This window comes from Bradyrhizobium sp. Leaf396 (assembly GCF_001424605.1).
Lineage (GTDB): Bacteria > Pseudomonadota > Alphaproteobacteria > Rhizobiales > Xanthobacteraceae > Bradyrhizobium > Bradyrhizobium japonicum_C.
On the sequence record NZ_LMQJ01000001.1, the window covers coordinates 441,613 to 464,458 of the forward strand.

The 22,846-nt window shown below is 64.3% G+C and carries 21 protein-coding genes; 11 read left to right on the top strand and 10 right to left on the bottom strand.

Annotated features, from left to right (window positions below; genetic code table 11):
* Window positions 1-9 precede the first annotated feature (9 nt).
* Window positions 10-861 carry a nucleoside triphosphate pyrophosphohydrolase gene (mazG, locus tag ASG57_RS02150; RefSeq protein WP_024341779.1) on the bottom strand — a complete coding sequence of 284 codons (852 nt, stop codon included), beginning with the start codon at window positions 859-861 and terminating at the stop codon, window positions 10-12.
* 125 nt (window positions 862-986) lie between these two features.
* Between mazG and queC the strand changes: the two genes are divergently transcribed.
* The gene (gene queC / locus ASG57_RS02155) at window positions 987-1,700 is read left to right on the top strand and encodes a 7-cyano-7-deazaguanine synthase QueC (protein WP_024341780.1); all 714 of its coding nucleotides are present in this window, start codon (window positions 987-989) and stop codon (window positions 1,698-1,700) included.
* Window positions 1,701-1,706: 6 nt separating this feature from the next.
* On the opposite strand, the gene ASG57_RS02160 is transcribed toward queC, so the two are convergent.
* Entirely contained in the window at window positions 1,707-3,995 is a 2,289-nt protein-coding gene (locus ASG57_RS02160; RefSeq protein ID WP_230646519.1) for a TonB-dependent receptor, read from the bottom strand.
* A 25-nt stretch (window positions 3,996-4,020) separates the two neighbouring features.
* Here ASG57_RS02160 and ASG57_RS38335 point away from each other — a divergent pair, with 25 nt between their 5' ends.
* The 4 genes from ASG57_RS38335 (at window position 4,021) to ASG57_RS02175 (ending at window position 7,335) form a co-directional block, all read left to right on the top strand.
* Window positions 4,021-4,272 (top strand): hypothetical protein, encoded by a 252-nt coding sequence (locus ASG57_RS38335; protein WP_162250028.1) that lies wholly within the window; start codon window positions 4,021-4,023, stop codon window positions 4,270-4,272.
* Window positions 4,273-4,406: 134 nt separating this feature from the next.
* Window positions 4,407-5,504, top strand: a complete 1,098-nt coding sequence (locus ASG57_RS02165) for an ABC transporter substrate-binding protein (RefSeq protein ID WP_028145814.1) — start codon at window positions 4,407-4,409, stop codon at window positions 5,502-5,504.
* The gene (locus tag ASG57_RS02170; RefSeq protein ID WP_029674379.1) at window positions 5,504-6,562 is read left to right on the top strand and encodes a FecCD family ABC transporter permease; all 1,059 of its coding nucleotides are present in this window, start codon (window positions 5,504-5,506) and stop codon (window positions 6,560-6,562) included. Before ASG57_RS02165 ends, ASG57_RS02170 begins: the two co-directional genes overlap by 1 nt.
* Complete coding sequence (locus tag ASG57_RS02175) at window positions 6,559-7,335, top strand: ABC transporter ATP-binding protein (protein ID WP_024341784.1); 777 nt, start codon at window positions 6,559-6,561, stop codon at window positions 7,333-7,335. The genes ASG57_RS02170 and ASG57_RS02175 overlap by 4 nt, the downstream gene beginning before the upstream one ends.
* A gap of 2 nt (window positions 7,336-7,337) precedes the next feature.
* On the opposite strand, the gene ASG57_RS02180 is transcribed toward ASG57_RS02175, so the two are convergent.
* The 6 genes from ASG57_RS02180 to nthA all read right to left on the bottom strand — a co-directional run bounded on the left by ASG57_RS02180 (window position 7,338) and on the right by nthA (window position 11,008).
* Window positions 7,338-7,988: a hypothetical protein gene (locus ASG57_RS02180; RefSeq protein ID WP_024341785.1), complete on the bottom strand. Its 651-nt coding sequence runs from the start codon at window positions 7,986-7,988 to the stop codon at window positions 7,338-7,340.
* A complete protein-coding gene (locus ASG57_RS02185) occupies window positions 7,985-8,587 on the bottom strand; it encodes a hypothetical protein (protein WP_024341786.1) in 603 nt (200 codons plus the stop codon). The genes ASG57_RS02180 and ASG57_RS02185 overlap by 4 nt, the downstream gene beginning before the upstream one ends.
* A 3-nt stretch (window positions 8,588-8,590) precedes the next feature.
* Entirely contained in the window at window positions 8,591-9,082 is a 492-nt protein-coding gene (locus ASG57_RS02190; protein WP_051160717.1) for a hypothetical protein, read from the bottom strand.
* A gap of 260 nt (window positions 9,083-9,342) precedes the next feature.
* Window positions 9,343-9,726, bottom strand: coding sequence for a nitrile hydratase accessory protein (locus tag ASG57_RS02195; protein WP_024341788.1), 384 nt, complete (start codon window positions 9,724-9,726; stop codon window positions 9,343-9,345).
* A complete protein-coding gene (nthB, locus tag ASG57_RS02200) occupies window positions 9,723-10,382 on the bottom strand; it encodes a nitrile hydratase subunit beta (RefSeq protein ID WP_024341789.1) in 660 nt (219 codons plus the stop codon). The genes ASG57_RS02195 and nthB overlap by 4 nt, the downstream gene beginning before the upstream one ends.
* Window positions 10,379-11,008, bottom strand: a complete 630-nt coding sequence (gene nthA, locus ASG57_RS02205) for a nitrile hydratase subunit alpha (RefSeq protein ID WP_024341790.1) — start codon at window positions 11,006-11,008, stop codon at window positions 10,379-10,381. Before nthA ends, nthB begins: the two co-directional genes overlap by 4 nt.
* 118 nt (window positions 11,009-11,126) lie before the next feature.
* Here nthA and ASG57_RS02210 point away from each other — a divergent pair, with 118 nt between their 5' ends.
* Entirely contained in the window at window positions 11,127-11,933 is an 807-nt protein-coding gene (locus ASG57_RS02210; RefSeq protein ID WP_024341791.1) for an enoyl-CoA hydratase/isomerase family protein, read from the top strand.
* A gap of 83 nt (window positions 11,934-12,016) precedes the next feature.
* Here the strand turns inward: ASG57_RS02210 and ASG57_RS02215 are convergent, their stop codons facing one another.
* On the bottom strand, window positions 12,017-13,006 hold the full coding sequence (locus ASG57_RS02215; protein WP_024341792.1) for a helix-turn-helix domain-containing protein: 990 nt from the start codon (window positions 13,004-13,006) through the stop codon (window positions 12,017-12,019).
* Between the two features lie 181 nt (window positions 13,007-13,187).
* On the opposite strand from ASG57_RS02215, the gene ASG57_RS02220 reads away from it, so the two are divergent.
* The 5 genes from ASG57_RS02220 (at window position 13,188) to ASG57_RS02240 (ending at window position 21,358) form a co-directional block, all read left to right on the top strand.
* Complete coding sequence (locus ASG57_RS02220) at window positions 13,188-14,384, top strand: serine hydrolase domain-containing protein (RefSeq protein ID WP_057195580.1); 1,197 nt, start codon at window positions 13,188-13,190, stop codon at window positions 14,382-14,384.
* 15 nt (window positions 14,385-14,399) lie between these two features.
* Window positions 14,400-16,394 carry a primary-amine oxidase gene (locus ASG57_RS02225; protein ID WP_024341794.1) on the top strand — a complete coding sequence of 665 codons (1,995 nt, stop codon included), beginning with the start codon at window positions 14,400-14,402 and terminating at the stop codon, window positions 16,392-16,394.
* Between the two features lie 603 nt (window positions 16,395-16,997).
* A complete protein-coding gene (locus ASG57_RS02230; RefSeq protein ID WP_024341795.1) occupies window positions 16,998-18,983 on the top strand; it encodes a TonB-dependent siderophore receptor in 1,986 nt (661 codons plus the stop codon).
* 179 nt (window positions 18,984-19,162) lie between these two features.
* Window positions 19,163-20,452: a siderophore utilization protein FsrB gene (fsrB, locus tag ASG57_RS02235; protein ID WP_024341796.1), complete on the top strand. Its 1,290-nt coding sequence runs from the start codon at window positions 19,163-19,165 to the stop codon at window positions 20,450-20,452.
* Window positions 20,453-20,542: 90 nt separating this feature from the next.
* Window positions 20,543-21,358 (top strand): hypothetical protein, encoded by an 816-nt coding sequence (locus ASG57_RS02240; RefSeq protein WP_024341797.1) that lies wholly within the window; start codon window positions 20,543-20,545, stop codon window positions 21,356-21,358.
* 14 nt (window positions 21,359-21,372) lie between these two features.
* Here ASG57_RS02240 and ASG57_RS02245 read toward each other — a convergent pair whose 3' ends face one another.
* Window positions 21,373-22,824, bottom strand: coding sequence for an aldehyde dehydrogenase (locus tag ASG57_RS02245; protein ID WP_024341798.1), 1,452 nt, complete (start codon window positions 22,822-22,824; stop codon window positions 21,373-21,375).
* Between the last annotated feature and the right edge of the window lie 22 nt (window positions 22,825-22,846).

Consider the following 22,846-nt stretch of genomic DNA (forward strand, 5'->3'; position numbering starts at 1 on the left):
GCCGTGCCGTTAGCGGCGGGCCCGATTGCGCTCCTCTGACGCTGTCTCCTCACCCTTCGCCGCATTCCACAGCGCGTCCATCTCCTCAAGCGACGCCTGCTCGAGCGTCCGGCCCTGCGCCTCAAGCGCGCGTTCGATATAGGCAAAGCGCCGCTCGAATTTTGCGTTAGTGGCACGCAGCGCAGCTTCCGGATCGGCATCGACATGGCGGGCGAGGTTGACCAGGGCGAACATGAGGTCGCCAGTTTCCTCTGCCAGCTCCTGCTTGTCGTTGCGATCCAGCGCCGCTTCGATCTCGTTTGCCTCCTCGCGGATCTTTTGCAGCACCGCACGCGGATCGTTCCAGTCGAAGCCGACGGTGGAGGCTTTGCGCTGCAGCTCCATTGCGCGGGTGAGTGCCGGCTGGCCGGCCTTCACGCCCGACAGCAGCGATTTATGCCCGGCCGCGTCTTCCGGCGGTCGGCGCGCAGCGCGCTCGGCCTTCTCTTCGGCCTTGATGCGGTCCCAGACTTCCTTGACGTGGGAGGGCGCGAGATTGCCGTCCTTGTCGGCGAAGACGTGGGGATGACGCCGGATCATCTTGCGTGTGATGGCCTCGACGACGTCTCCAAAAGCAAATGCGTTCTGCTCGGACGCCATCTGGGCGTGAAACACGACCTGGAGCAGGAGGTCGCCGAGCTCCTCTCTGAGATCGTCGAGATCGCCGCGGGTGATGGCGTCCACCACCTCATAGGCTTCCTCGATCGTGTAGGGTGCGATGGTCGCAAAATCCTGCTCGAGGTCCCAGGGGCAGCCGGTCACCGGCGTGCGCAGCGCCGCCATGATCTCGATCAGGCGGGAAATGTCGCGGGAAGGGGTCATTGCGGGGTGGTCTCCTGGGTCCAGAGCCTTATGCCAAAAGCGGGCCGCCGTTCCCAGCGCAGGCGCGCGGAACGGGCCGATTTCCACGGATTGGCGGGCAAGTCGCGCAATGCTAAAGCGCGGGCATGAGTGACGCATTTTCCTCCGAAACCGCGCTGGTGCTGTTCTCCGGCGGCCAGGATTCCACCACCTGCCTCGCCTGGGCCTTGAGCCGCTTTGCGGGGGTCGAGACGCTGGGGTTCGAGTACGGCCAGCGCCACGCTATCGAGCTTGCCTGCCGTGACCGGCTGTTCGACGGCATCAAGGGGCTGCGGGCCGATTGGGCCGCAAAGCTGGGCGAGAGCCACACGCTGTCGATTCCGACGCTGGCGGCCGTGTCCGACACGGCGCTGACCCGCGACGTCGCGATCGCAATGGGCGCGGACGGCCTACCCAACACTTTCGTGCCCGGCCGCAACCTTGTGTTCCTGACGTTTGCGGCAGCGCTGGCCTACCGGCGCGGCATCACGCACATCGTCGGCGGCATGTGCGAGACCGATTATTCCGGTTATCCCGACTGCCGCGATGAGACCATCCGCGCCATGCAGGTCGCGCTCTCGCTCGGCATGGCGCGCAACTTCGAGCTGCATACGCCGTTAATGTGGATCGACAAGGCCGCGACTTGGCAGCTCGCGCAGGATCTTGGCGGCGACGGCCTCGTCGATCTCATCCGCGAGCACTCCCACACCTGCTATCTCGGCGAACGCGGCGCGCAGCACGACTGGGGCTATGGCTGCGGGGAGTGCCCGGCGTGCAGCCTGCGGGCGAAGGGATGGCGGGAGTTTGTGGCGGGCAGATGATGCCCGCTAGAAGGTGTGCTGCACTTTCACTGAGATGTTGCGGCCGGTCTCCACCAAAGGGTTTGTGAAGCTCCGCGGATAGGAGCGATTCACGAACGTCGATGCGTCGACATAAGCCGTATTGAAGATGTTCTCCACGCCGAGGATCAGCTTGGTATCGCCGAGTTGAGGGGATACCAGCTTGCCCAGTTGAAGCGTCGCATAGAGCTTGGGAATGGCGTAGCCCGAGGTCGTATATTCCTGCGCCGGATCGATCCGGGTCTTGCTGGCGGCCCAATCGATCACGCCAAGGATCGAGTAGGCGCCGCTCGGGTCCGCGTATTGTATCCCGACCCGCCCGCGATACGGGGCGAGAAAGGGCAGCGGCTTGTCCGTCACCGTGTTGGTGCCGCGCAGCTGGGCAAAATTCGTGAACAGGTTGACGGCCGGCGTCACTTGCCAGCGCGCTTCCACCTCGACGCCGGTCACCTCGGCCTTGCCGACGTTCTGTGACTGGGTGTATCCGCCGACGCCGTTGAGCGTTACTGCGACCGTTTGAAGAAAGTTCTCGTAGTGCGTATCGAACGCAGTGACCTTGAGCTCCGCATTGGTCGTATGAAAGCGTGCGCCTCCTTCATACGTCACGCCGCTCTCCGGCTTCAGGTTCGGATTGGGGAGCTGGGTGGCCGTCACCGCAAACAGCTCGGAATTCGTCGGCTGGCGGAACGAGGTCGCCACGTTGCCGAGCAGGTCGACGTTTGGCAGGACGGCGTAGACGAATCCGAGGCTGCCGGTCGGAGCCGTTTGATCCACGTTGGTCTTGCTTGCGTATACCGCTCTGACATTTGCAGGAATGGTCGAGGCGAGCGGCGAGGTATCAGTTGTCGTGTTGAACCAGTCGAAACGGCCGCCTGCCGAAAGCGTCAGCGGCTGAATCGGCTTCCATTCATGCAGGACGAACGCGCCGACGTTGGATTGCGTCGTGTCGGGGCCTTGCTTGGTGTAAGGAGAAATCACGTCGCTTGTCACGACCCCCGTCGTTCCGTTGCGGGTGATGGTCTCGGACGTCGACTCGCTGCCCGGCCGTGCTTCCCGGAAGCCATCGAGGCCGAGCGTCGTCTTTGTTGCGCCCCAAGGACCGAGCCAGGGAATTTCAGCCAGTGAGCGCCCGCCGATCACCAGCGGACCGATGACATGGCTGGTGGACCTGACAGTCTTCGTGGCGATGCCCGCGGCGTTGATCGTATTGTTGATCGTCGACAGCTTCGTATCGAAATAGTTGACGTAGAAGGATGTCTCGACGTGCTTCACCAGGCCGTCGAGCTCGCCGGTATAGGCGATGCGCGCCGAATGCACCTGATTGGGATCCTGTCGGACCTGCAGGTATGGCGCGCCCGGCGCTCCGCCGACACCGCCGGCGCGCCCGTCCACCTCGCTGTAGGAGCGCAACGAAAGCTCGAGCCTCTGGCCGATATCGGGCGTGTAGCCGAGCTTGATGTTGCCGCCGACACTCTGATAGTCGCTGTTCGGCACCGTTCCGAGCGCAGTCTGATAGTCGCTACCCCAGCGGCCGGCAAAACCGCCGATGAAATCGAAACCCTGTCCGGCGCCCTTGACCCAATCATAGGTGCTGAACGAGTTGGCGACGCTGCCGTAACCAGCTGACCAGCCGCCGCCCGTGAACCGGAACGGCCCCGACGTGTCGCCGCTGTACGATCGGGTCACGACGTTGACCAGCCCGGTCAGCGCCTCGCTGCCGTAGACGACGGAGCCTGGACCGCGGATGACCTCCACGCGCTCGACTTCATCAGGGGCAAGATAGTTGAGCTGCAGCGTATTGCGGCCGCGGAAGCGATCGCCGTCGATGAACAGGGGTGAGCGGAAGTTGTTTGACGAGAACCCTCGCAAGTAGATCTGGCCGCCGATGCCACCGGAGCGGGCGATCGATATCCCCGGGACAGAGGCAAGCACATCGAGCAGACCAGTTGGCGACGTCGCCTCGATCTGCGCTCGGTCGACAACCGAAATGCTCTGCGTCGGCGGATGAGGAATGCCCGGTTGCGGCAGCCTGCCGCCCATCGGCTTCAGGGAATCGCTGTTCGTGCCTTCGGGAGCCGCTGCCGTGGCTTGCCGGCCTTGCGCCGGCTGAACGGCGGGTGATTGAGTTTGCCGCGTCGCACGCGCCGTGCTCTGCCGTCTCGTGCGGCGCGGCGTCGCCGGCTTTCCAGCCTCGACTGTCACGGCCGGCAGCACGGATTGCTGAGATGAGCCGCTCGCGGTCTGGGCTTCGGCGATCACGCTCGATGCCGCGGTCACGACACAGGCAAATCCGAAGCTCAGTTTGCAGGTCGACGAAAAGATCCAGCTCCTTTTGCAATCAAGCGCGGTCCTCAACAACATCAGCGATATCCCTCAGCATTCCCTCAGCCTCGGGGTCCTTATCGTGTTGCAGGCGCGTGAGCCATGGTCCGCAGACGAGTTTCGAGTTATTCAAATTGCGGCGTCTGCGATGCTCATCGCGCAAGCGGTCGATGCACGCAATTCGATCACGCATCGTCGTGGTCGAGCGGCGCCTACTCGTTCTTTTGAATAATTCCAGTTCTGCAGATCGCCACTTGCAGCGCGGGACGAACATTTTGGTTTTGCGTTTTCCTCTCATGGCACTATGTAGCCATGTCGCGGCGCCGCGCAGATCCTCGCTGGCGCCCCCCGAGGTTCTCGAATTTCATGCTGCCGTCGTTGCGCTGGGGAAGATCATTGCTGGGCTTGGGGGGGAGCTTCGTGATTGCGCTCGGCGCATTCAGCTCGGCTCATGCGATTGATCTGACTGACCAGCGCAATCGCAGTATCTCATTCAGCCGACTGCCGGAACGTCTGGTCATCATCCCGATTCCGGCGCCCTCGACCTTCATGGCGATCGATGGCAGCGAGAGGAAGATCGTCGGCATGAACGAATACGCCGCACGCGCGATGCAGGAGGGCATTTCCGGAAAGCTGTTTCCAGGCTTCAAGCAAATTCAAACGGGCGTGACGACCGGGGGAGACGCCTCGAATTTCGCTCCAAATGTGGAGGCGATCCTCGCATTGCGACCGGATGCCATTTTCCAATGGGCCAACAGCAACGAAGTCATCGGGCCATTGGATCGAACCGGAATACCCGTCGTCGGAATGCGTGTGGGCTCGTTCGAGAATTACGTCGCGTACGTGAGGCTGATGGGGAAGATCGCGGGCAGGGAAGAAAGGGCCGCCGAACTTCTCGGCAAGCAGGAAGAGATACGTCAGTCCCTGGCATCGCGCTTTGCCGATCTATCATCGACCCAGCGGCCACGCGTACTCTACTTCAATCGCGCGACCAACATGCTGCGCGTCAGCGGCCAAGGCACGGCGCAGGATCTCGCCATCCAATTGGCCGGCGGACAGAACGCGATCGGTAGCACGCCTTCAATCAGCACCGTGACCATCGAACAGATCCTGGCGTGGAATCCGCAGGTCATCCTGCTCGGAAACTTCGATTCAGCGATGCCGTCCGATCTCTACAGCGACCCGCGCTGGCAGGGCGTCGATGCGGTTCGGGCTCGTCGCGTCTATCGCGTTCCGCTGGGCGGTTACCGCTGGGATCCGCCAAGTCACGAGTCGGCCCTTGGCTGGCTCTGGTTGGCGGGTCTGCTGCATCCTGAGCGTGGGCAGGTGGACATTCGTAGGTCGGTGAGGGACTGGTTTGGCTTTCTCTATGCCTACGATCCGACGGACGAGGAGTTGGACCGCATCCTATTTCTGCAGGAAAACGCGGGCTCGGCCGGCTACGAAGCATATCGGGCTCATTGATGGACAGCGCTGTCTCACGATCGGCGACACGGGCCCAATCGTCAGGTGAACGATCCTACGGCCTGCTCTGCGTTGGGCTCGTTGCGAGCTTGGTCCTCGTCTTGCTGTGGTCGGTCGCATCGGGACGGTATCAGGTCCCGTTCGACACGGTCCTGTCGATCATCCTGTCTCACCTGGTCGCCGTCAAAGTGACATGGACGACCACCGAGTCCGTGGTGGTCGAAACGGTGAGGCTGCCGCGCGTGCTCACCGCCGCCATCGCAGGCGCCGGTCTGTCACTCTGCGGCGCGGTGCTCCAGGCCATCTTCCGCAATCCGCTCGTCGGCCCGCAGACGATCGGGGCATCCTCCGGTGCCGCCCTCGGGGGCGTCACCGTCATCTATCTGGTCGGGTTCGGACCACTCGTCCAGGTCGGAGCGTTTGGCGGAGCCGCCCTGGCGCTCTTGGCGGTGCTTGCGTTTCATCGCAGCGACAATCTCTCGCCGATCCTTACGCTCGTTCTCGCGGGGGTGGTCGTCAGCGCGTTCTGCAGCGCGCTGGTCGGACTCGTGACTTACCTCGCCGATCCCGAGACGACATTGCAGGTGATCGTATTCTGGCTGTTAGGCAGCTTTGCATCTTCGACTTGGCCGCAATTCGGCTTGATTGCATTCTGCACCACGCTCGCAGCCATCGTTCTCATTGGGATGCGGTGGCGCGTGAACGTTCTTTCGCTTGGAGACGACGAGGCCCGAACCCTCGGCGTCAATCCGGCTCGGGACCGATTGATCCTGCTTGCCGCGGCGTGTCTTGCGATCTCGTCCCAGGTTGCGGTCAGCGGCACCATCGGCTGGGTGGGTCTCATCATTCCCAACCTGGCGCGCATGATGGTCGGGGCAGACAACCGCCGGCTTCTGCCGGTATCGACGGTTCTTGGCGCCATCTTTCTGGTTGTGGCGGACACGCTGGCGCGGTCGCTCACGCCGGCGGAGATTCCGGTCGGAATCATCACGGCCCTGGTCGGCACCCCGATTTTTGCGCTGCTTCTTCGGCGCACCACGAAGAGTGGCGCGGCATGATCCAAATCGAGAATGCAGGCCACAGCTACGGGTCCGGGCAGTGGCTCTTTCGTGGACTGTCGGCGACCTTTCCCGCCGGCAAGATCGCAGCGATCCTCGGGCCCAATGGCTGTGGCAAGACCACCCTGCTGAGGGCGATCAGCGGGACGCTGAGGCTCAAGGAAGGAATCGTCGCCATCGACGGCCACGTGGGTTTCGTTCCGCAGGCACTGACGGCGGATCAGTCCTATAGCGCGGCGGACATGGTTCTGCTCGGTCGAAGCCGCTACCTCGGCAGGTTCAGCTCACCGAACCGCAAGGACCGGGAGCGCGCCTATGCATGTCTCGAGGAGGTCGGCCTCACGGCGCTCGCGCAGCAGCGTTATGACCGGCTCAGCGGCGGGCAGCGACAGCTTGTCTTGCTGGCCCGCGCACTGGCTAGCGACTGCAAGGTGCTGGTGCTGGACGAGCCTGCGTCGGCGCTCGACATCGCCAACCAGGGCGTCGTTCTTCGTCTGCTCCTTCGCCTTGCAAGCTCATTAGGCTTGACCGTACTGTTCACGACGCATCACCCCGACCACGCGATCGGCATCGCCCATACGACGTTGCTGATGCAGCGGGATGCCACCCACATTGCGGGCCGCACCGAGGTGGTGCTGACGGAAGGCAATCTCGCCCGGATGTATGGCGTGCCGGTGCGCCGCGTGGATGTTCATGCGGACGAAGAGACGGCATCGGCGATCGTGCCGCTGCACGGCTTGCGAGGCAGAGTGCCGGATCTGGCGGCGCGTTGAGATCAGACGTCGCTGGAATAAGCTCGGAGAGCGGCCTTCGCCCTGGCCCAGGGCAGGAAGCCGTCGAGAAGCTTCGTGGCTGCGGGCATGAAGTTGCTGCCGTGATGATAGAATGGATCCAGCGTCGAGACGAGCATGCTGCCGGGCAGGGTGACGCGATCCTCGTAGAGCAACGCGCCGCCGCTGTCGCGGCCCTGCGGATCGGCCGGAACGTCGATCAACGCCCGGGCCCCCGCAGGCGGAGTTAGCACGCCGTGAAAGTGCCATATCGTATGTTCGAATGGCACCGCCTGGAAGAACTCGTGCTCGGACGCCAGCAGACGGTTCGGCGGACGCGCGTCTTTGTCGAGCCACCACCAGAAATTGGTTGGCCGTGGCGCCCACGTGACGCCCGGCAACCATGTGTCAGCACGATTTTCGCCGAACACGGCCAGCGTGTGCCCGGCTTTTGCAAAATCGATCAAAACGTCGCGCTTGGTGCGAAGAATATTCGGATTGACACGATCCGGAACGATCAGGAATGTGACGCCGACCAAGGCATCAGCCGTGAGCTCGGGGGCATAGATGGTCTTGTCGAACAGCTCTCGATAGCGCTGACCGTGGATTGCCGCGTGATGATAAAACGTGCCGCCGTCAAGGATCGCCAGGCTCATTGAACGTCTCGCTCTCCTGCGACCCATTGCATGATCCGGGAAGCCAGTTGCTTGTCCTCGCCGCCAAAGGTCCAGAGGTCGTTTCCCCCATGGAAAAGCACGTGACCGCGACCGACGGGATAGATGAAGTCCAGCGGCATGTCCGGCTTGCCAAGCGCATGGATGATTTGCGCATCCGGCGGCGCCTCGTGCCAGACCCGTCCATAGAACCCGGACACGCCGCGGCGGAAGGTCAGATCGCGCGGATCGATGCCGTGCCAGATGGGATGATCGGTGAGGCGCAGCACGGTGATGTCGCTGAGCCTGTAATGGTGAATGGTGTGAAAGCCTGCCATGCGCGGAAGATAGGAATAGGCATGATGACCGTTGGCGACGACGACGCCGCCGCGAACCAGGAATTGCTCGATCTGGAGCGCGCGAGCCGCCAGGAAGCGCTGATCGCTATGCATGCTCACGAAGAGGACGCTGAAATCGTTCAGGTCGATCCCGGGCAGCGAATAGATGTCGCGGAGCAGAATTTCCGGCGCCGTTCCTGCGCTGGTCAAAGCATGCAGCGACCCGTCCTCGTAGCCAAAGCTGAGCGCAAGTCCCGGCTTCATCTTTCAGCTCACCCGCATCGTGAAGAGGGTGTCTGGCTCCTTGGCGAGCACATCCTGCGCAACGGCACGCTTCAATGCGCTCAGCTCACGCTCCTGCTCTGTTGTGCGATCCCTGGTGAACACGAGCTCGAAAAACCGCCCGGGCAGAACGCCCGGCCGCAACGCCATCTCGACGGTGCGTTCACCCAGCGTAATTCGAAAGCTGTACGAAATGGCGTGGCCCGCTACGAATCTCGCATCGGGCAGCGAGCGGTCTACGACATAAGCTCCGCGGGTCACGGCGCGGGTGATGACCTCGAAGGCGTCGCGCACACCGGGGCCAGGGTGTCCGCTCACGATGCTGATGTCGCGTCGTGCCGGCACAGCTTGCGGCGACAGCAAGGCGAACGCGGCACGCTGCGCCTGGAATACGATCGCGGCCATGGCGAGCGCGGATTGGCCATGATAGGCGGCCACCATCGGAAAGCCGATCTCGATGGGCTCCTCCTCGGCCAAGATGGTAATCGTAGGTCCTTGCTGAATTGGCGCGCTCACGGGGTCCCCACGGCGAAACGGCTGTTACGCGCATCGGTTATCTCGTGCGTTTGCCCGAGGTCAACAGGCCCAGCTTAGATTCAGTTCAAAGCGCGAGCAGGCGGAATGGCTCTTCCGCGTGCAGGGATGCAAGTGCGTGAGGAATGACCGTTTTGCTGCTCGAATGATCGCGCCCGCGGTTGGGCAATATCGCGCTCGACCCGCATGCACGCTTCGGTCGGTTAGCGGAAATCCTCCGGCTGCAGCTCGATCGGCTTGCCGTGCGGGGTCCGATCGGCGGCGTGGTCCCAGGCGTCGCGATAGCGGTGCAGTGTTTCCGTCGAGGCGACACCCTTGCGCGCAACAAGACCTTCAAGCGTGGCGAGCCAATGCAGGTAGTAGGTCTCACCCGTATCAGGATCGCCCGCCGCCTGGGCACGCTTGATCTCGTCAGCGAGTGCTGCGGCCCATTCCGGCCAGGTGAACACGCCGCGCTCATGAAGCGTCAAGGCCATCGCGAACGCATGCGCTTCCCAAGGCGCGCGGAACACCGGGCCTTCATCGTCGCGGGGAATGCTGGGGATCGCCGCCGTCGCCGCGGCGGCGGCTTGTGTGCTGCTGTTCATGCGGGGTCCAGATAGGGCTCGAACGCGTCGATCGAGACCTTCGTGGTTGGATCACCGTCAGGGCCCCAGAGATCGCGGCCCTCGAACACCACGGTGTAGAGCCATTGCGGATTCTCGCCGCGCTCCATCGCGGCCGTGTCAGGAAAGACGTGGCAGCCGTGGTTGAGCTCGACGACTCCGACATGGCCGCGCACGTATCGGGGCAGCCGCGTGTGCGTCGTCGGATGGATGTTCTTCGCGCGCACACGGTCGCCGATGCTGAATTTCGCCGGTGCCGGAGCAGGACGGTCGAACTTGCCCCGCACCATCACGCGCTCGACATTGGCGAGATCGAACCTGCCGTGCTTGAGCGCCTTTCCAGGCTGCATCGCATGGCCGGCGGCGACCTCCTCGCGGGTGAGGTAGCCTTTGTCGATCAGCATCTCCTCCAGCCCGAGAAACCACTTCTTGTAGTACGAGCTCGACAGGTAGACGTGCGGTGGCAAGGTCTCGCGATAAAAACGCGAGGTGTCGATGTTGAAGGCGCCGGCTGCGCCCATTGCGCGCACCATGGCCAGCACGCGAGACTCCCACTGCTCGTGAAACATCGGCTCGTTGGCTTCGGGCTCGACCTTGCCGAACCCGTCCATGCCGCCCATGTCGTGCACGCCGTTCATGATGGCGCTCCGGGCTTTCGCGGCAAGCCGGTGCCGATCATGGAATCGCGTGTGACGAGCCCGGCGAGTTGCTCTTCGCTCCAGCCCTCGGTGCCTTCGGGGCGCATCGGCAGCACCAGGAAGCGCGTCTCCGCAGTGGAATCCCATACCCGGATTTCCGTGTCCTTCGGCAAGGCGACGCCGAAATCGGCGAGCACCCCGCGCGGGTCCTTCACGGCGCGTGAGCGGTAGGGCGCGGCCTTGTACCAGACCGGCGGCAGCCCCAGCATTTCCCAGGGATAGCAGGAGCACAACGTGCACACGACCATGTTGTGGCGTCCAGGCGTGTTCTCGACGACGACGAGATGGTCGCCGACGCGGCTGACATGGCCCAGCGTGCCGATCGCCTTGCTGCCGTCGTCCAGCAACGCCTTCTTGAAGGTTGGATCTGTCCAGGCCTTGGCAACGACGCGGGCGCCATTATGCGGGCCGATCTTGGTCTCGTAGGCCTGGATGATGGCATCGAGCGCGGCCGGCTCGACATAGCCTTTTTCGGTCAGGATCGTCTCGAGCGCGCGCACGCGCAGCTCGGTCTCCGACAGCTCGGAATGGTCGTGATCGTGATGATGTTCGTGCTCGTGGCTCATGGGCGGAAGGATAGGCGCAATGGTCCCTGCCTGTCGAGTATTCGTTGCAGCGCAATCGGGCCTGTATTCGCAGCCAAGCTTCTGCGCTAGTATCGCCGCAGACGGGGTGGAGACGATGGTGACGGACTACGTGAAGATCGAGAAGGGCCTTGGGCCTGAGGGACGGATTGCGGTGGTGCGCTTCGACCGCGGCGACGGCATCAACGCGCTCTCGCCGGAAGCGTTGCGCCAGCTCACCGCGGCGGCGCGCAGCTTCGAGGACGACGCGGCGACCTCCGTCGTGGTGCTGACCGGCAGCACGAGCACATTCAGCGCCGGGTTCGACCTCAAGGACGCAGAGGGACGTTCGCGCAAGGACATGGATCTCGGCACGCTGCGGCGGCATCTCAAGCTCGGGCCGCGCTTGACGCAAGCCTGGCAGGAAATGGAGCAGATCACGATCGCGGCGATCGAGGGCTTTTGCGTTGGTGGCGGCGTCGCGCTGGCCGTGGCACTCGATTTCCGCATCATGGGCCGCGATGCGCATCTGCGCGTGCCCGAGATCGGGCTCGGCATGAACATGAGCTGGCAGAGCATCCCGCGCATGCTGCATCTGATCGGACCGGCCCGCACCAAGCAGGCGGTGATCCTGGCCGACCAGCGGATCAGCGCGGACGAGGCTCATGAATGGGGCTTGGTGGAGCAGGTGACCGAACCCGGCCACGCGTTCGACGCCGCCATGGAGCTTGCCCGGAAAGTCGCCGCACAGCCGCCGCTCTCGGTCGCAATGACGAAACTCACCGTGAACCGGCTCGCGCACGCGTTGGACGATCTCGCCAGCCACATGGACATCGATCAGTTCGCACTCGCGAGTCTCAGCGAGGACCACAAGGAAGGCGTCGAGGCCTTCCTGGCCCGCCGCAAGCCGCGCTTCAGGGGGCGCTAGAACCACTCAGAGCCCGTGAAGGCGTTCCTGGAAACTCGCTTCAAGGAACTGTCTGCCGACCTGGTAGAGGCGAGCGGTGCGCCTCAAGGCGCCAGTCTGGTGCGCCGCAGCGTCTCCGATGGCAGCTCGGAGAAATGGCGCTTGTAGTCGAGCGAGAACTGGCTGAAGTGCCAGAAGCCGTGCCGTACGGCGACGTCGTAAACGGAGGCGCCCGTGCCGGCGGCGCGCTTCAGATCACGCCGCACGCGGTTCAGCCGCATCGCGCGCCAATAGTGCATCGGGCTCGTGCCCAACACCTCCTGGAAGCAATAGCCGAGCTTGCGCGGGCTGGCGCCGACCGCCTTGCAGACCTCCAGCAGCGAGAGCGTACGCTCGCCGCTGCCATGCATCAGCGCCCGGGCACGTTCCACGGTGCGCTTGCGCGCCGCCGCGCTGCGGCCGGAATCGTTCGCGCGTGCGGTCGGCAGCATGTCCATGATCTCGACGAGGAGGGCGTCTTCGAGCCCCGCGCGGACGGCCGGTTGGTCGAATCGTTCGGGCGTGGTCGTGATGGTGTCGTGAATGGCCGCAAGGTGGGCTCGCAATCGCGCGACCGGCGCCTGTGCCATTTCGATCACCCGCAGCTGATGCCAGACCACGCGCGGCAGCTCGATATCGAGCCGGGCGGCGAGTTCCTCGATCAGCGCCGCGCTGGCGACGACGCCGCGCAGCTCGAACGACTTCGGCGTGCAGATGTCGATTTCGGCGTCGATGCAGGCGATGACCTGGGCGCCTGCAACGCTGGCGCCGTTGCAATTGATCTCACCGTCACCCTGCCACGGCAGAGCAATACCAAAGCAGCCGTCGCCCAGCAGACCGTGTTGGCGGACCTGCTGACTGGTGATCTCACGAAAGACGTCGAGTCGCGGCAGGGAGAGCTGGGTAAAGCTGCCCCTGAAGGCGCCGGCGCTGATCTGGTCGTAGCTCAGCCGCCAGCCTCCGAGCGAAGCGCAATGCTCGTCGACATCGCTACTGCTCGCCTGAAGCAGACTGGCGCCCGAGTCTTGAATCGGAAGAATTGCGCTTAAGGGCATGACAACACTGGAAATTTGCCATCCGGCACCTGGCAGGGAACCACGCCAGACTGGCACGGCCACGGGCGCTGTCCAGCAAAATATTGCCGGATCTCGATAACGCCTGCCGCGACCTTCAATGCACTCTCCGTTGGCGGCCGTTCCCGACATCGGGGTCGGGGCCGCTTTGCGGAGGATCGAGATGCGACCGACCGAGATCATGCGCGGCAGTCCGCCCGCGCCCGAGGCGCAGGTGACACGCGCCAACTGGCGCAGTTTTCCGGCGATCCGCTGGGGCTTTACCCACACCCGCGAAGTGCTGCCGACCGCGGAGGTCCGCCGTTCCGCTCATCCGACTCCGATGCGAAGCGCGCCGCGCGAACTGTCAAAGCTCGGCTTCACCACGCCGGACGGCCAGCCGACCACCGTCGAAGCCACCCTGCACGAGACCTTCGGCGATGCGCTGCTGGTCATGCACAGGGGCACCCTGGTCCACGAATGGTATGGCGACGGCATGAGCGCGACCACGCCGCATCTGATTTGCTCGATCAGCAAGTCGATCGCGGGCACGCTCGGCGGCATTCTCGCCGCGCGCGGCTTGCTCGATCCCGAGGCGAGGGTGGTGCGCTACGTGCCGGAGCTGGAGGCCTCGGTCTACGGCAGCTGCACGGTCCGCAATGTGCTCGACATGGCGGTCGCCATCAAGTTCGAGGAGGATTATGAGGACCCCGCCGGCGACGTGGCGCGCTACCGCTTTTCATCGGGCTGGGACGTGCCGCCGCAGGGTGTCGAGCCCAGCCACCAGCGTGCCTATCTCACAACGCTGCGCGGCACCGGCAAGCCGCATGGCAAGGTGTTTCACTACGTCTCGACCAATACCGAAGTGCTCGGCTGGGTCTATGAGCGTGCCTGCGGTGCGCCTTACCCGCGCATCCTCTCCGAATATCTCTGGCAGCCGATGGGCGCGGAGGAGGACGGCTCCCTGACCCTCGACAGCCACGGCATGGGCCGCATCGCCGGCGGCCTCTCGGTCACCGCGCGCGATCTCATCCGCTTCGGCGAGATGATCCGCTGCCGCGGCGTCGTCGAGGGCCGACAGGTGGTGCCGGGCTGGTGGATCGACGACATCCACGAGAACGGCGATCCCGACGCCTGGGCCGACGGCGATCTCGCCGACATCTTCCCAGGCGCGCGTTACCGCAGCAAATGGTACACGATCGATCCCTCGCGTAACGATCTTGCCGGGATCGGCATTCATGGCCAGTGGCTCTACATCGACGCTGCCGCCGACACCGTGATCGTCAAGCTCGCCACGCAGCCGAAGGCGATGGACGTGCCGCTCGACCATCGCTGGCTCGCCGCCTTCCGTGCCATCACCGCGCATCTCGCCCTGCGCTGAACGTTCGGACAGAACATGCTCGATCCCACCGAAGCGAATTCAAGGCTCCAAGCCGCCAGGCCACATCCGCTCGATCCGCTCACGGCTGAGGAAATCACCGCGGCCTGCACATGGGTGCGGGCGGCGGCGACCGCCCCGGAGAACTGCCGCTTCCCGATCGTTCGGCTGGAAGAGCCGACCAAGCAACAGCTCGCCGCGGGCCGGGGAGGCCGCCGCGCCTTCGTGCTGACACTGGACGCGATGACGGGCGAGGCGATCGAGCATATCGTCGATCTCGGCCGCGGCGAGATCGTCACGCGAAAAATGCTCCCGAACCGCGAGGCCCCCTATGGCCAGCCGCCGGTGATGCTGGAGGAGTTCTTCAAATGCGAGGCCGCGGTAAAGGCCGATCCTGGCTGGCGCGCCGCGATGCACCGCCGCGGGCTGACGGACAAGGATATCGAGCTGGTTCAGGTCGACCCGTTCTCGTCCGGCTTCTTCGACAAGGAGTTCGAGCGCGGCACTCGCATCGTACGCGCGGTCAGCTATTTCCGCGAGCATCCCCAGGACAACGGCTACGCCCATCCGATCGAAGGCGTCGTCGCAGTCGTCGATCTGATCGGAGGCAAGGTCATCGACCTCACCGACGAAGACCCGATCGTGCCGATCCCGCGCAAGAAGCGGAACTATGGCGCACATGAGGTTACGGACCCGCGCACCGACATCAAGCCGCTGCACATCGAGCAGCCCGAGGGCCCGAGCTTTCGCGTCGACGGCTGGAAGGTCGATTGGCAGAAATGGAGCTTTCGTGTCGGTTTCACGCCGCGCGAGGGCCTCGTGCTGCATCAGCTCGCCTACCAGGACGGGACGCGCAAGCGGTCGCTGATCCATCGCGCCAGCGTCACCGAGATGGTGGTGCCATACGCCGATCCGACCGCGAACCATTTCTGGAAATCGGCGTTCGATGCCGGCGAATACGGCCTCGGCATGCTTGCGAACGCACTCGAACTCGGCTGCGACTGCCTCGGCAACATCCATTATTTCGACGTGCCGGCCGCCGACAACAAAGGCGAACCGTTTGTCATGCAGAACGCCATCTGCATGCATGAGGAAGACTACGGCATCGCCTGGAAGCACTACGAGTTCCGCAACGGCCTGTTCGAGGTTCGCCGCTCGCGGCGGCTCGTGATCTCGTTCTTCGCGACCGTCGGCAATTACGATTACGGCTTCTACTGGTATCTCTACCAGGACGGCACGATCCAGCTGGAGACCAAGCTTACCGGCATCATCCAGACCGCCGCCGTGCCATCAGGCGAAAAGTATCGATGGGGCGGCATGATCGACGACAACCTGGGCGGACCCACGCACCAGCACTTCTTCAACGTCCGGCTGCACATGGATCTGGATGGCGGCGGCAACACCGTTACCGAGCACGATTTCGTGCCTCGGCCCTGGGGTGACGACAATCCGCATGGCAACGTGTTCGACACCACGACGCGGGTGTTGTCGCGCGAGTCAGACGCGGCGGCGGTTGCGAACGGCGAAACCGGCCGGTTCTGGAAGATCAGCAATCCCAACGCGACCAACTCGGTCGGCAATGCTCCGGCCTACAAGCTTGTCGTCAATCCGAGCCCGTTGATGCTGGCGCAAGAGGGCAGCTACGTGCGCAAGCGCGGCGGCTTCGCGACCAAGCACGTGTGGGTGACGGCGTTCGATCCCGCCGAGAAATACGCGAGCGGCGACTACCCCAACGTCCATGCCGGCGGCGACGGTCTCCCGCGCTACGCTGCACAGGATCGCAACATCGAGAATGCCGACATCGTGGTATGGCACTCCTTCGGCCATACCCACGTCTGCAAGCCCGAGGACTTTCCGATCATGCCGGTCGAATATGCCGGTTTCGTGCTGAAGCCGACCGGCTTCTTCGCCGCCAATGCGGCCGGAGACATTCCGCCCGACCGCAACAGCCGCAGCGTGCTCGCAAGCGGGAGCAACCGCGACGAATCGTGCTGCTGCGCCGGCAAGACGTAGAGCCCGCGCGGTAACGGGTCGACTATGTCCGGCCGTTGCCGATAAGTGAGGGCGTGTTTCCATCTAGAATTATTCCAAATGCTCGACGGCAGCGAGGAGCGAGATCGCTGCTCGCATGCACGTCGACTGCAAATCGCCGCCGGCGTCATTTGCCGTGGGCGCTTTCGCCGCACATGCTGCGCACGGGTCTGGAGAGATTCTAACCTCGTTCCTATCGCACTACGAAACGGCCTGAGTTACGGCGAGGCATCAAGAACGATACCGGCAAAGCCGGCAGTGCGTGGGGCTTCGAAAAACGTGACCGACTTCCAACTTTCTTCGCGTGGCAGCACGCGTCGTCCACCCATTCAGGTGCTTTTTCTCGGAGCGGTCAGCACATTCTCCCTCGTCGTTCCCATCGGTTCCGTGGAGGCGCAGACGCAAATTCCTGCAGTGACTGTGGAAGCGCCGGCGCAGCGCGCCCGTCCCGCGGCGATTGCTTCGTCGCGAAGAGCGGCGGCGACACGCACCGCACGCGCCGCTCGTCGCGCCCCGGCGCAGCAGCCCGCGCCGACCCAGTCGGCATCATCGAACGGCGCCACGGGCGAACGTGCCAATGGACCGGTGCGCGGTTTCGTCGCGACGCGGAGCGGCACCGCGACAAAGACCGACACGCCCCTGATCGAAACTCCGCAGTCGGTCTCGGTCATCACCACGGACCAGATCAGGAACCAGGGCGCGGTCTCCATCGGCGAAGCCTTGCGCTACACTGCCGGCGTCAGCGGCGACGTCAATGGCGGCTCGGACACCCGTTTCGGCGGCCTGCAGATCCGCGGCTTCGACATGACCATGCCCGGTCTCTACATCGACGGCCTGCGAATTCCGTCCAGCAATTACGTGCATTTCAACGGCCTCGATCCCTATGGCGCCGAGCGCATCGAGGTTCTGAAGGGCCCGTCATCGGCGATGTACGGCGGCAGCGGCACCGGCGGCATCCTCAACTACGTGACCAAGCTGCCGACGGCCCAGCAGTTTGGAGAAGTTTCGATCTCCGGCGGCAGCTTCAACCGCTATCAGGGTCAGTTCGACATGGGCGGCCCCGCCAACAAGGAGGGCACCGTGCTGTGGCGTCTGACCGGCGTCGTCCGCGACGGCCAGACCCAGGTCGACTTCAGCAAGGACAACCGCGTCTTCATCGCGCCCGCCGTGACGTTCAAGCCGAATGAGGACACCACCCTCACCCTGCTCGCCAACTATCAGCGCGACCGGGCAGGGTGGGGCCTTCAGTTCCTGCCCGCCTCGGGCACTGTGTGGCCGAACAACGGCCGTACGATCCCGGTGTCCTTCTTCGCGGGCGTGCCGGGCTTCGACGCCTTCAACACCGAGATCGCGACCGCCGGCTACCAGCTCTCGCACAATTTCACCGACAACATCACGTTCCGGCAGAATTTGCGCTACGCCTATCAGCACAACGAGGAGAAGGTGTTCTACGGCGGCGGCTATACCAACGAGGCCGCGGGTCAGCTCGCGCGCTACGGCAGCTACAGCAACTCCTACATCAATTCCTTCGCCGTGGATAATCAGCTCCAGGGCAAGTTCACCACCGGCATGCTCAGCCACACCACGCTGGTCGGCGTCGACTATCGCAACACCTCCTTCCGCGACACCGCCTTCGGCGTCACGACCTCGTCCCCCGAGATCAACGTCTTCAACCCGAACTACAGCTACGACTACGTCATTGGAACCATGAGCGACAACACGGGAGTCAAGCAGTCCCAGGTCGGCGTCTATGCGCAGGATCAGATCAAGCTCGGCCGGCTCTCGTTCCAGCTCGGCGGCCGCCAGGATTTCGTGACCACGCAGGTCGACAACGGTCTCGCGAACACCACGGCGTCGAAGGATGCCTCGGCTTTCACCGGCCGGGCTGCCGTGATGTACAATTTCGACAACGGCATCGCGCCATATTTCAGCTATTCCGAGTCATTTCTGCCGGTGCTTGCCACTGCTTCCGGCCAGTTGCTGAGCCCCGAGACCGGCGTCCAGTACGAGGTCGGCGTCAAGTACCAGCCGCTCGGATGGAATGCGCTGTTCACCTTCGCCGCCTTCGACCTGACACGCGACAACGTCGTGACCTATCCGCCCCCCACCTTCGTCGCTGAGCAGACCGGGCAGGTGAAATCGCGGGGCGTCGAGCTGGAAGGCACCATGTCGCTCGCCGACGGCTGGAACCTGCGCGCCGCCTACGCCTATGTCGACGCCGTGGTCACGCAGGATCCGGTCAATGTCGGCAAGGCGCCGGTCACCGTGCCGCTCAACCGCGCCTCGCTGTGGAGCGACTATACGCTGCAGACCGGACCGCTGGCAGGCTTGCAGTTCGGCGGCGGCATCCGCCATGTCGGCGCAACCTGGGGCGATGATTCCAACACGTTCAAGGTGGGAGCCTCGACCGTCCTGGACGCGCTGCTCGCCTACACCCGGGACAATTGGCGCCTGTCGTTGAACGTCACGAACCTTGCCGATACGCGCTACGTCGCTGCCTGTTACAGCCTCTCAGGCTGCTTCTATGCCGAAGGCCGCAAGGCGATCGGCAGGCTGACCTATCGCTGGTGATGCTTGATGGCGCTCGTTCATGACCTTTCACAGGCGATCGTCATGCCCCGGCTCGTCCCGGGCATCCACGTTCTTTGTGCTCCGTGGCGCGGCGTGGATGGCCGGGACAGGCCGGCCATGACGCTGGCGGAAAGTAACCGACCAATCTCTCACGTCGTGCGGCGTAAGGAGACAAGGCGATGAGAGCGATGTTCGGCAAACTGCACCGCTGGGCGGGCCTGCTCACGGCCGGGTTCCTGTTCTTCTCCGGCATCACCGGCGCAATCATCTCCTGGGATCACGAGCTCGACGACGTCCTGAACAGCCATCTGTTCGACGTCTCGACCAAAGGACCGGCGATTCCGTCGATCGAGCTCGCCAAGATGATCGAGCAGCGCGATCACCGCGCACGCGTCGTCCATCTCTTCATGATGCCGGAGGAGGGCCATTCGTTGTGGTTCTTCGTCATGCCGCGGATCGATCCAGCGACCGGCAAGCGTTATGCACTTGACTACAACCAGGTCTTCCTCGATCCCAACACCGGTGCGGAGCTTGGGCGCCGCTATTGGGGCGCGGTCTGGCCCGTCACGCGAGAGAATTTCGTCTCGTTCCTCTACAAGCTGCATTACACGATGCACATCCCTGAGTTCTGGGGCAGCGATCGCTGGGGCATGCGGGTGCTCGGCATCATCGCCATCATCTGGACCATCGATTGCTTCGTCGGGTTCTACCTGACGCTGCCCTCGCGGCGGCGCGCCAAGGCGGCGCGGGCACCTGAAGTCGCACGCCAGCTCGAGCGCGGCTTCTGGGCGCGCTGGGCACCGGCCTGGACCATCAAGACCTCGGGCAGCGCCTACCGGATCAATTTCGACATCCACCGCGCCTTCAGCCTCTGGACCTGGGGCTTGCTGTTCATCGTCGCCTTCACGGCGTTCTCGCTGAACCTCTATTTCGAGGTGTTCTCGCCGCTGATGAAGATGGTGTCGAACTACACGCCGACGCCCTACGAGCAGCGGCCCTATCGCGATCTCGACGATCCCATCGAGCCCAAGGTGACCTTCGCCGACATCGCCGCGCGCGCCGCCGCCGACGGCAAGGCGCGCGGGTGGACCACCCCTGTCGGCTCGATCAATTATGGCCCGGCCCACGGCGTCTATGCCGCGGCCTTCTTCCACCCTGGCGACGATCACGGCGCCGGCGGTGTCGGTCCGGCGCAGCTCTACTACGACAGCGAGGACGGCCGCCCGATCGGCGAGCGGCTGCCCTGGGTCGGCACCGCCGCCGACATCTTCGTGCAGGCACAGTTCCCGCTGCACTCAGGCCGCATCGTCGGACTGTTCGGACGCATCCTGATCTCCGTCATGGGGCTCGTGGTGGCCGCGCTCTCGGTCACCGGCGTCGTGATCTGGTGGCGCAAGCGCCGCGCCCGGGTCCGCGTGCGCGAGACCACGGCAATGCGGCTGAGCCGGCAGCTGACACCGGCGGAGTAGGGCATTCTAACTCCCTATGCAGATGAACCTCGCCGCCCCGCGCCAGCACAAACACTGGGAGATCACTCCCAGTCGTTCCGGAAGCTGAAATTGAGATCCCTTGCCTTGGTCTGCCTGCTCGTCCTCGCCGCGCCGGGCCATGCCGCCGCGCCCGAGCAGCACTATCTCGAGCTGCGCGATCGCTATATCGCCAAGTTCTCGAAGGCAAAGGAGAGCGACGAAACATCCAAGCAACATGATACGGCTCTGAAGGAGCTGGCCGGCGTGCTGCGTGGCCTGGTAGGTCCGGTCGCCATCAAGGGGCTCCCGGCAGAGGGCAAGTCGAACGTCGACACGCTCTTCAGGGATGACGTCGGCTTCGGTCACCTCGATGGGCTCAGCTTCGCCTCGGAAGACTATAGGACGCAAGCCGTGGTGACCACGATGACGCTGCTCGGGCACTGGCTGCGCGAGCATCGCGAGGACGGCATGCCGCAGGAGATCGCGGCCGCGCTCAGGTCGGACCGCTTCTACCATTACGCCATCCAGGACGCCGCCTTCGCGAAGTACGCCGAGCTGCCGGTCACCAAGCCCGCGTCTGCCAGCGCTGCGGTCGCCGTGCTGGGCCTGCGCGGCAACGGCGACCTGAAGGGCCTGCCGAGCGAAATTGGCATGGTCGCGATCCAGGGTGACAAGGTCTACTTCATCGCCACGTCGGATGCCGTGAAGACGGCGGAGATTCCGGCCTGCGAAAAGGTCTGGAAGCAGATGATGGCCAGGAAGACGCCACAGGATGCCATGGCGCGCGAGGACCAGGCGATGGACGCCTACACCAAGTGCTTCGCGAAGGAAGCACCGAGCCAGAGCTGGTTCGCGGCGGCGGTGAAGAAGGCGCAGGCACAGCTGGATTCGTTGCTGGCGCGCTGAGACTTGGACTGGCGTTAGAACGGATAGTGCCGTGGTCCGGTCTGTACGGTGATCCAGCGCAACTCGGTGAACTCGTCGATGGCGGCCTTGCCGCCGAAACGCCCGTAGCCCGACGCCTTGGTGCCGCCAAACGGCATCTGGGGCTCATCGTGCACGGTCGGTGCGTTGACGTGACAAATGCCGGCCTCGATCCGCTTGGCGACGCCAAGGGCGCGTGCGATATCGCGGCCGAACACGGCGGAGGAGAGACCGTATTCCGTGTCGTTGGCGACGCGGACCGCCTCGTCCACGCCGCTGACGCGGACCACGGTCACGACCGGACCGAAGCTTTCCTCGCCATAGATGCGCATTGCAGGCGTGACGTGATCGACGATGGTGGCCGGCAAGATCGTGCCGCTGCCATGTCCGCCCGCCGCAACCACCGCGCCCTTGGCGACGGCGTCGTCGATCAGGCCTCGGACGCGGTCGCAGGCTGCGTTGCTGATCAGCGAGCCGAGCACGACATTGCCCTTGCCAGGATCGCCGTGAGGCAGGCTGTTCGCCTTGGCTACGAACTTGGAGACGAAAGCATCCGCCACCTTGTCGTCGACGACGATCCGTTCCGTCGACATGCAGATCTGACCCTGGTTCATGAAGGCACCGAAGGCCGCAGCGTTCACGGCGGCCTCGAGGTCGGCATCGTCGAGGATGACGAGCGGGGCTTTGCCGCCGAGCTCCAGCAGCGCGCGCTTGAGATGCTTGGCGCAGGCGAGTGCGATGAGACGGCCGACCCGTGTCGAGCCGGTGAAGTTGACGCGGCGGATCGCGGGATGGGCGATCAACGCTTCGACGACCGCCTGCGCATCCTCCGGCGCATTGGTCACGACGTTGACGACGCCGTCGCCGAGCCCGGCCTCCGTCAGGCAGCTGCCGATCAGGCGATGCACGCCCGGGCTCATCTCGGACGCCTTCAACACCACGGTATTGCCGCACGCAAGGGGCATCGCGACGGAGCGCACGCCCAGGATCACGGGCGCATTCCACGGCGCGATCCCGAGCACGACGCCGACCGGCTGACGGAACGCCATTGCGAGATTATCAGGCTTGTCGGTTGGAATGATCTCGCCCGATATCTGCGTCGTCATGGCGGCGGCCTCGCGCAGCATGCCTTCGGCGAGATGCACGTTGAACCCGGCCCAGCCGTCGGTGGCGCCGGTCTCGGCGACCATCAGCGCGGTGAACTCCGCCGCCCGACGTGCCAGGATGTCGGCCGCCGCGCTGAGCCGCTTGCGGCGCTCGGAGGGGGCGAGCTGAGACCAGGCCGGAAAGGCGGCGGCTGCGGCATCGGCGGCGCGCATCGCATCGTCGATCGAGGCCGCGGCCACGATGGTCGCGATCTCCCCGGAGATCGGATTGCGGCGCTGGAAGGTGCGCTGGTTGCTGGCCGACTGGTCCTTACCGCCGATGAGAAGGTCGATCGCGTTCATGGCGTTCTCCGTGAGGTGCTGG

Bases quoted from the DNA above. Each gene is read 5' to 3' on its own strand.
- ASG57_RS02180 (WP_024341785.1), bottom strand. From the start codon at position 7,988: ATGAGCCTGGCGATCCTTGACGGCGGCACGTTTTATCATCACGCGGCA.
- ASG57_RS02245 (WP_024341798.1), bottom strand. From the start codon at position 22,824: ATGAACGCGATCGACCTTCTCATCGGCGGTAAGGACCAGTCGGCCAGC.
- nthB (WP_024341789.1), bottom strand. From the start codon at position 10,382: ATGAACGGCGTGCACGACATGGGCGGCATGGACGGGTTCGGCAAGGTC.
- ASG57_RS02185 (WP_024341786.1), bottom strand. From the start codon at position 8,587: ATGAAGCCGGGACTTGCGCTCAGCTTTGGCTACGAGGACGGGTCGCTG.
- fsrB (WP_024341796.1), top strand. From the start codon at position 19,163: ATGAGAGCGATGTTCGGCAAACTGCACCGCTGGGCGGGCCTGCTCACG.
- ASG57_RS02165 (WP_028145814.1), top strand. From the start codon at position 4,407: ATGCTGCCGTCGTTGCGCTGGGGAAGATCATTGCTGGGCTTGGGGGGG.
- ASG57_RS02225 (WP_024341794.1), top strand. From the start codon at position 14,400: ATGCTCGATCCCACCGAAGCGAATTCAAGGCTCCAAGCCGCCAGGCCA.
- ASG57_RS02175 (WP_024341784.1), top strand. From the start codon at position 6,559: ATGATCCAAATCGAGAATGCAGGCCACAGCTACGGGTCCGGGCAGTGG.
- ASG57_RS02215 (WP_024341792.1), bottom strand. From the start codon at position 13,006: ATGCCCTTAAGCGCAATTCTTCCGATTCAAGACTCGGGCGCCAGTCTG.
- mazG (WP_024341779.1), bottom strand. From the start codon at position 861: ATGACCCCTTCCCGCGACATTTCCCGCCTGATCGAGATCATGGCGGCG.
- ASG57_RS02170 (WP_029674379.1), top strand. From the start codon at position 5,504: ATGGACAGCGCTGTCTCACGATCGGCGACACGGGCCCAATCGTCAGGT.
- ASG57_RS02195 (WP_024341788.1), bottom strand. From the start codon at position 9,726: ATGAACAGCAGCACACAAGCCGCCGCCGCGGCGACGGCGGCGATCCCC.
- ASG57_RS02220 (WP_057195580.1), top strand. From the start codon at position 13,188: ATGCGACCGACCGAGATCATGCGCGGCAGTCCGCCCGCGCCCGAGGCG.
- nthA (WP_024341790.1), bottom strand. From the start codon at position 11,008: ATGAGCCACGAGCACGAACATCATCACGATCACGACCATTCCGAGCTG.
- queC (WP_024341780.1), top strand. From the start codon at position 987: ATGAGTGACGCATTTTCCTCCGAAACCGCGCTGGTGCTGTTCTCCGGC.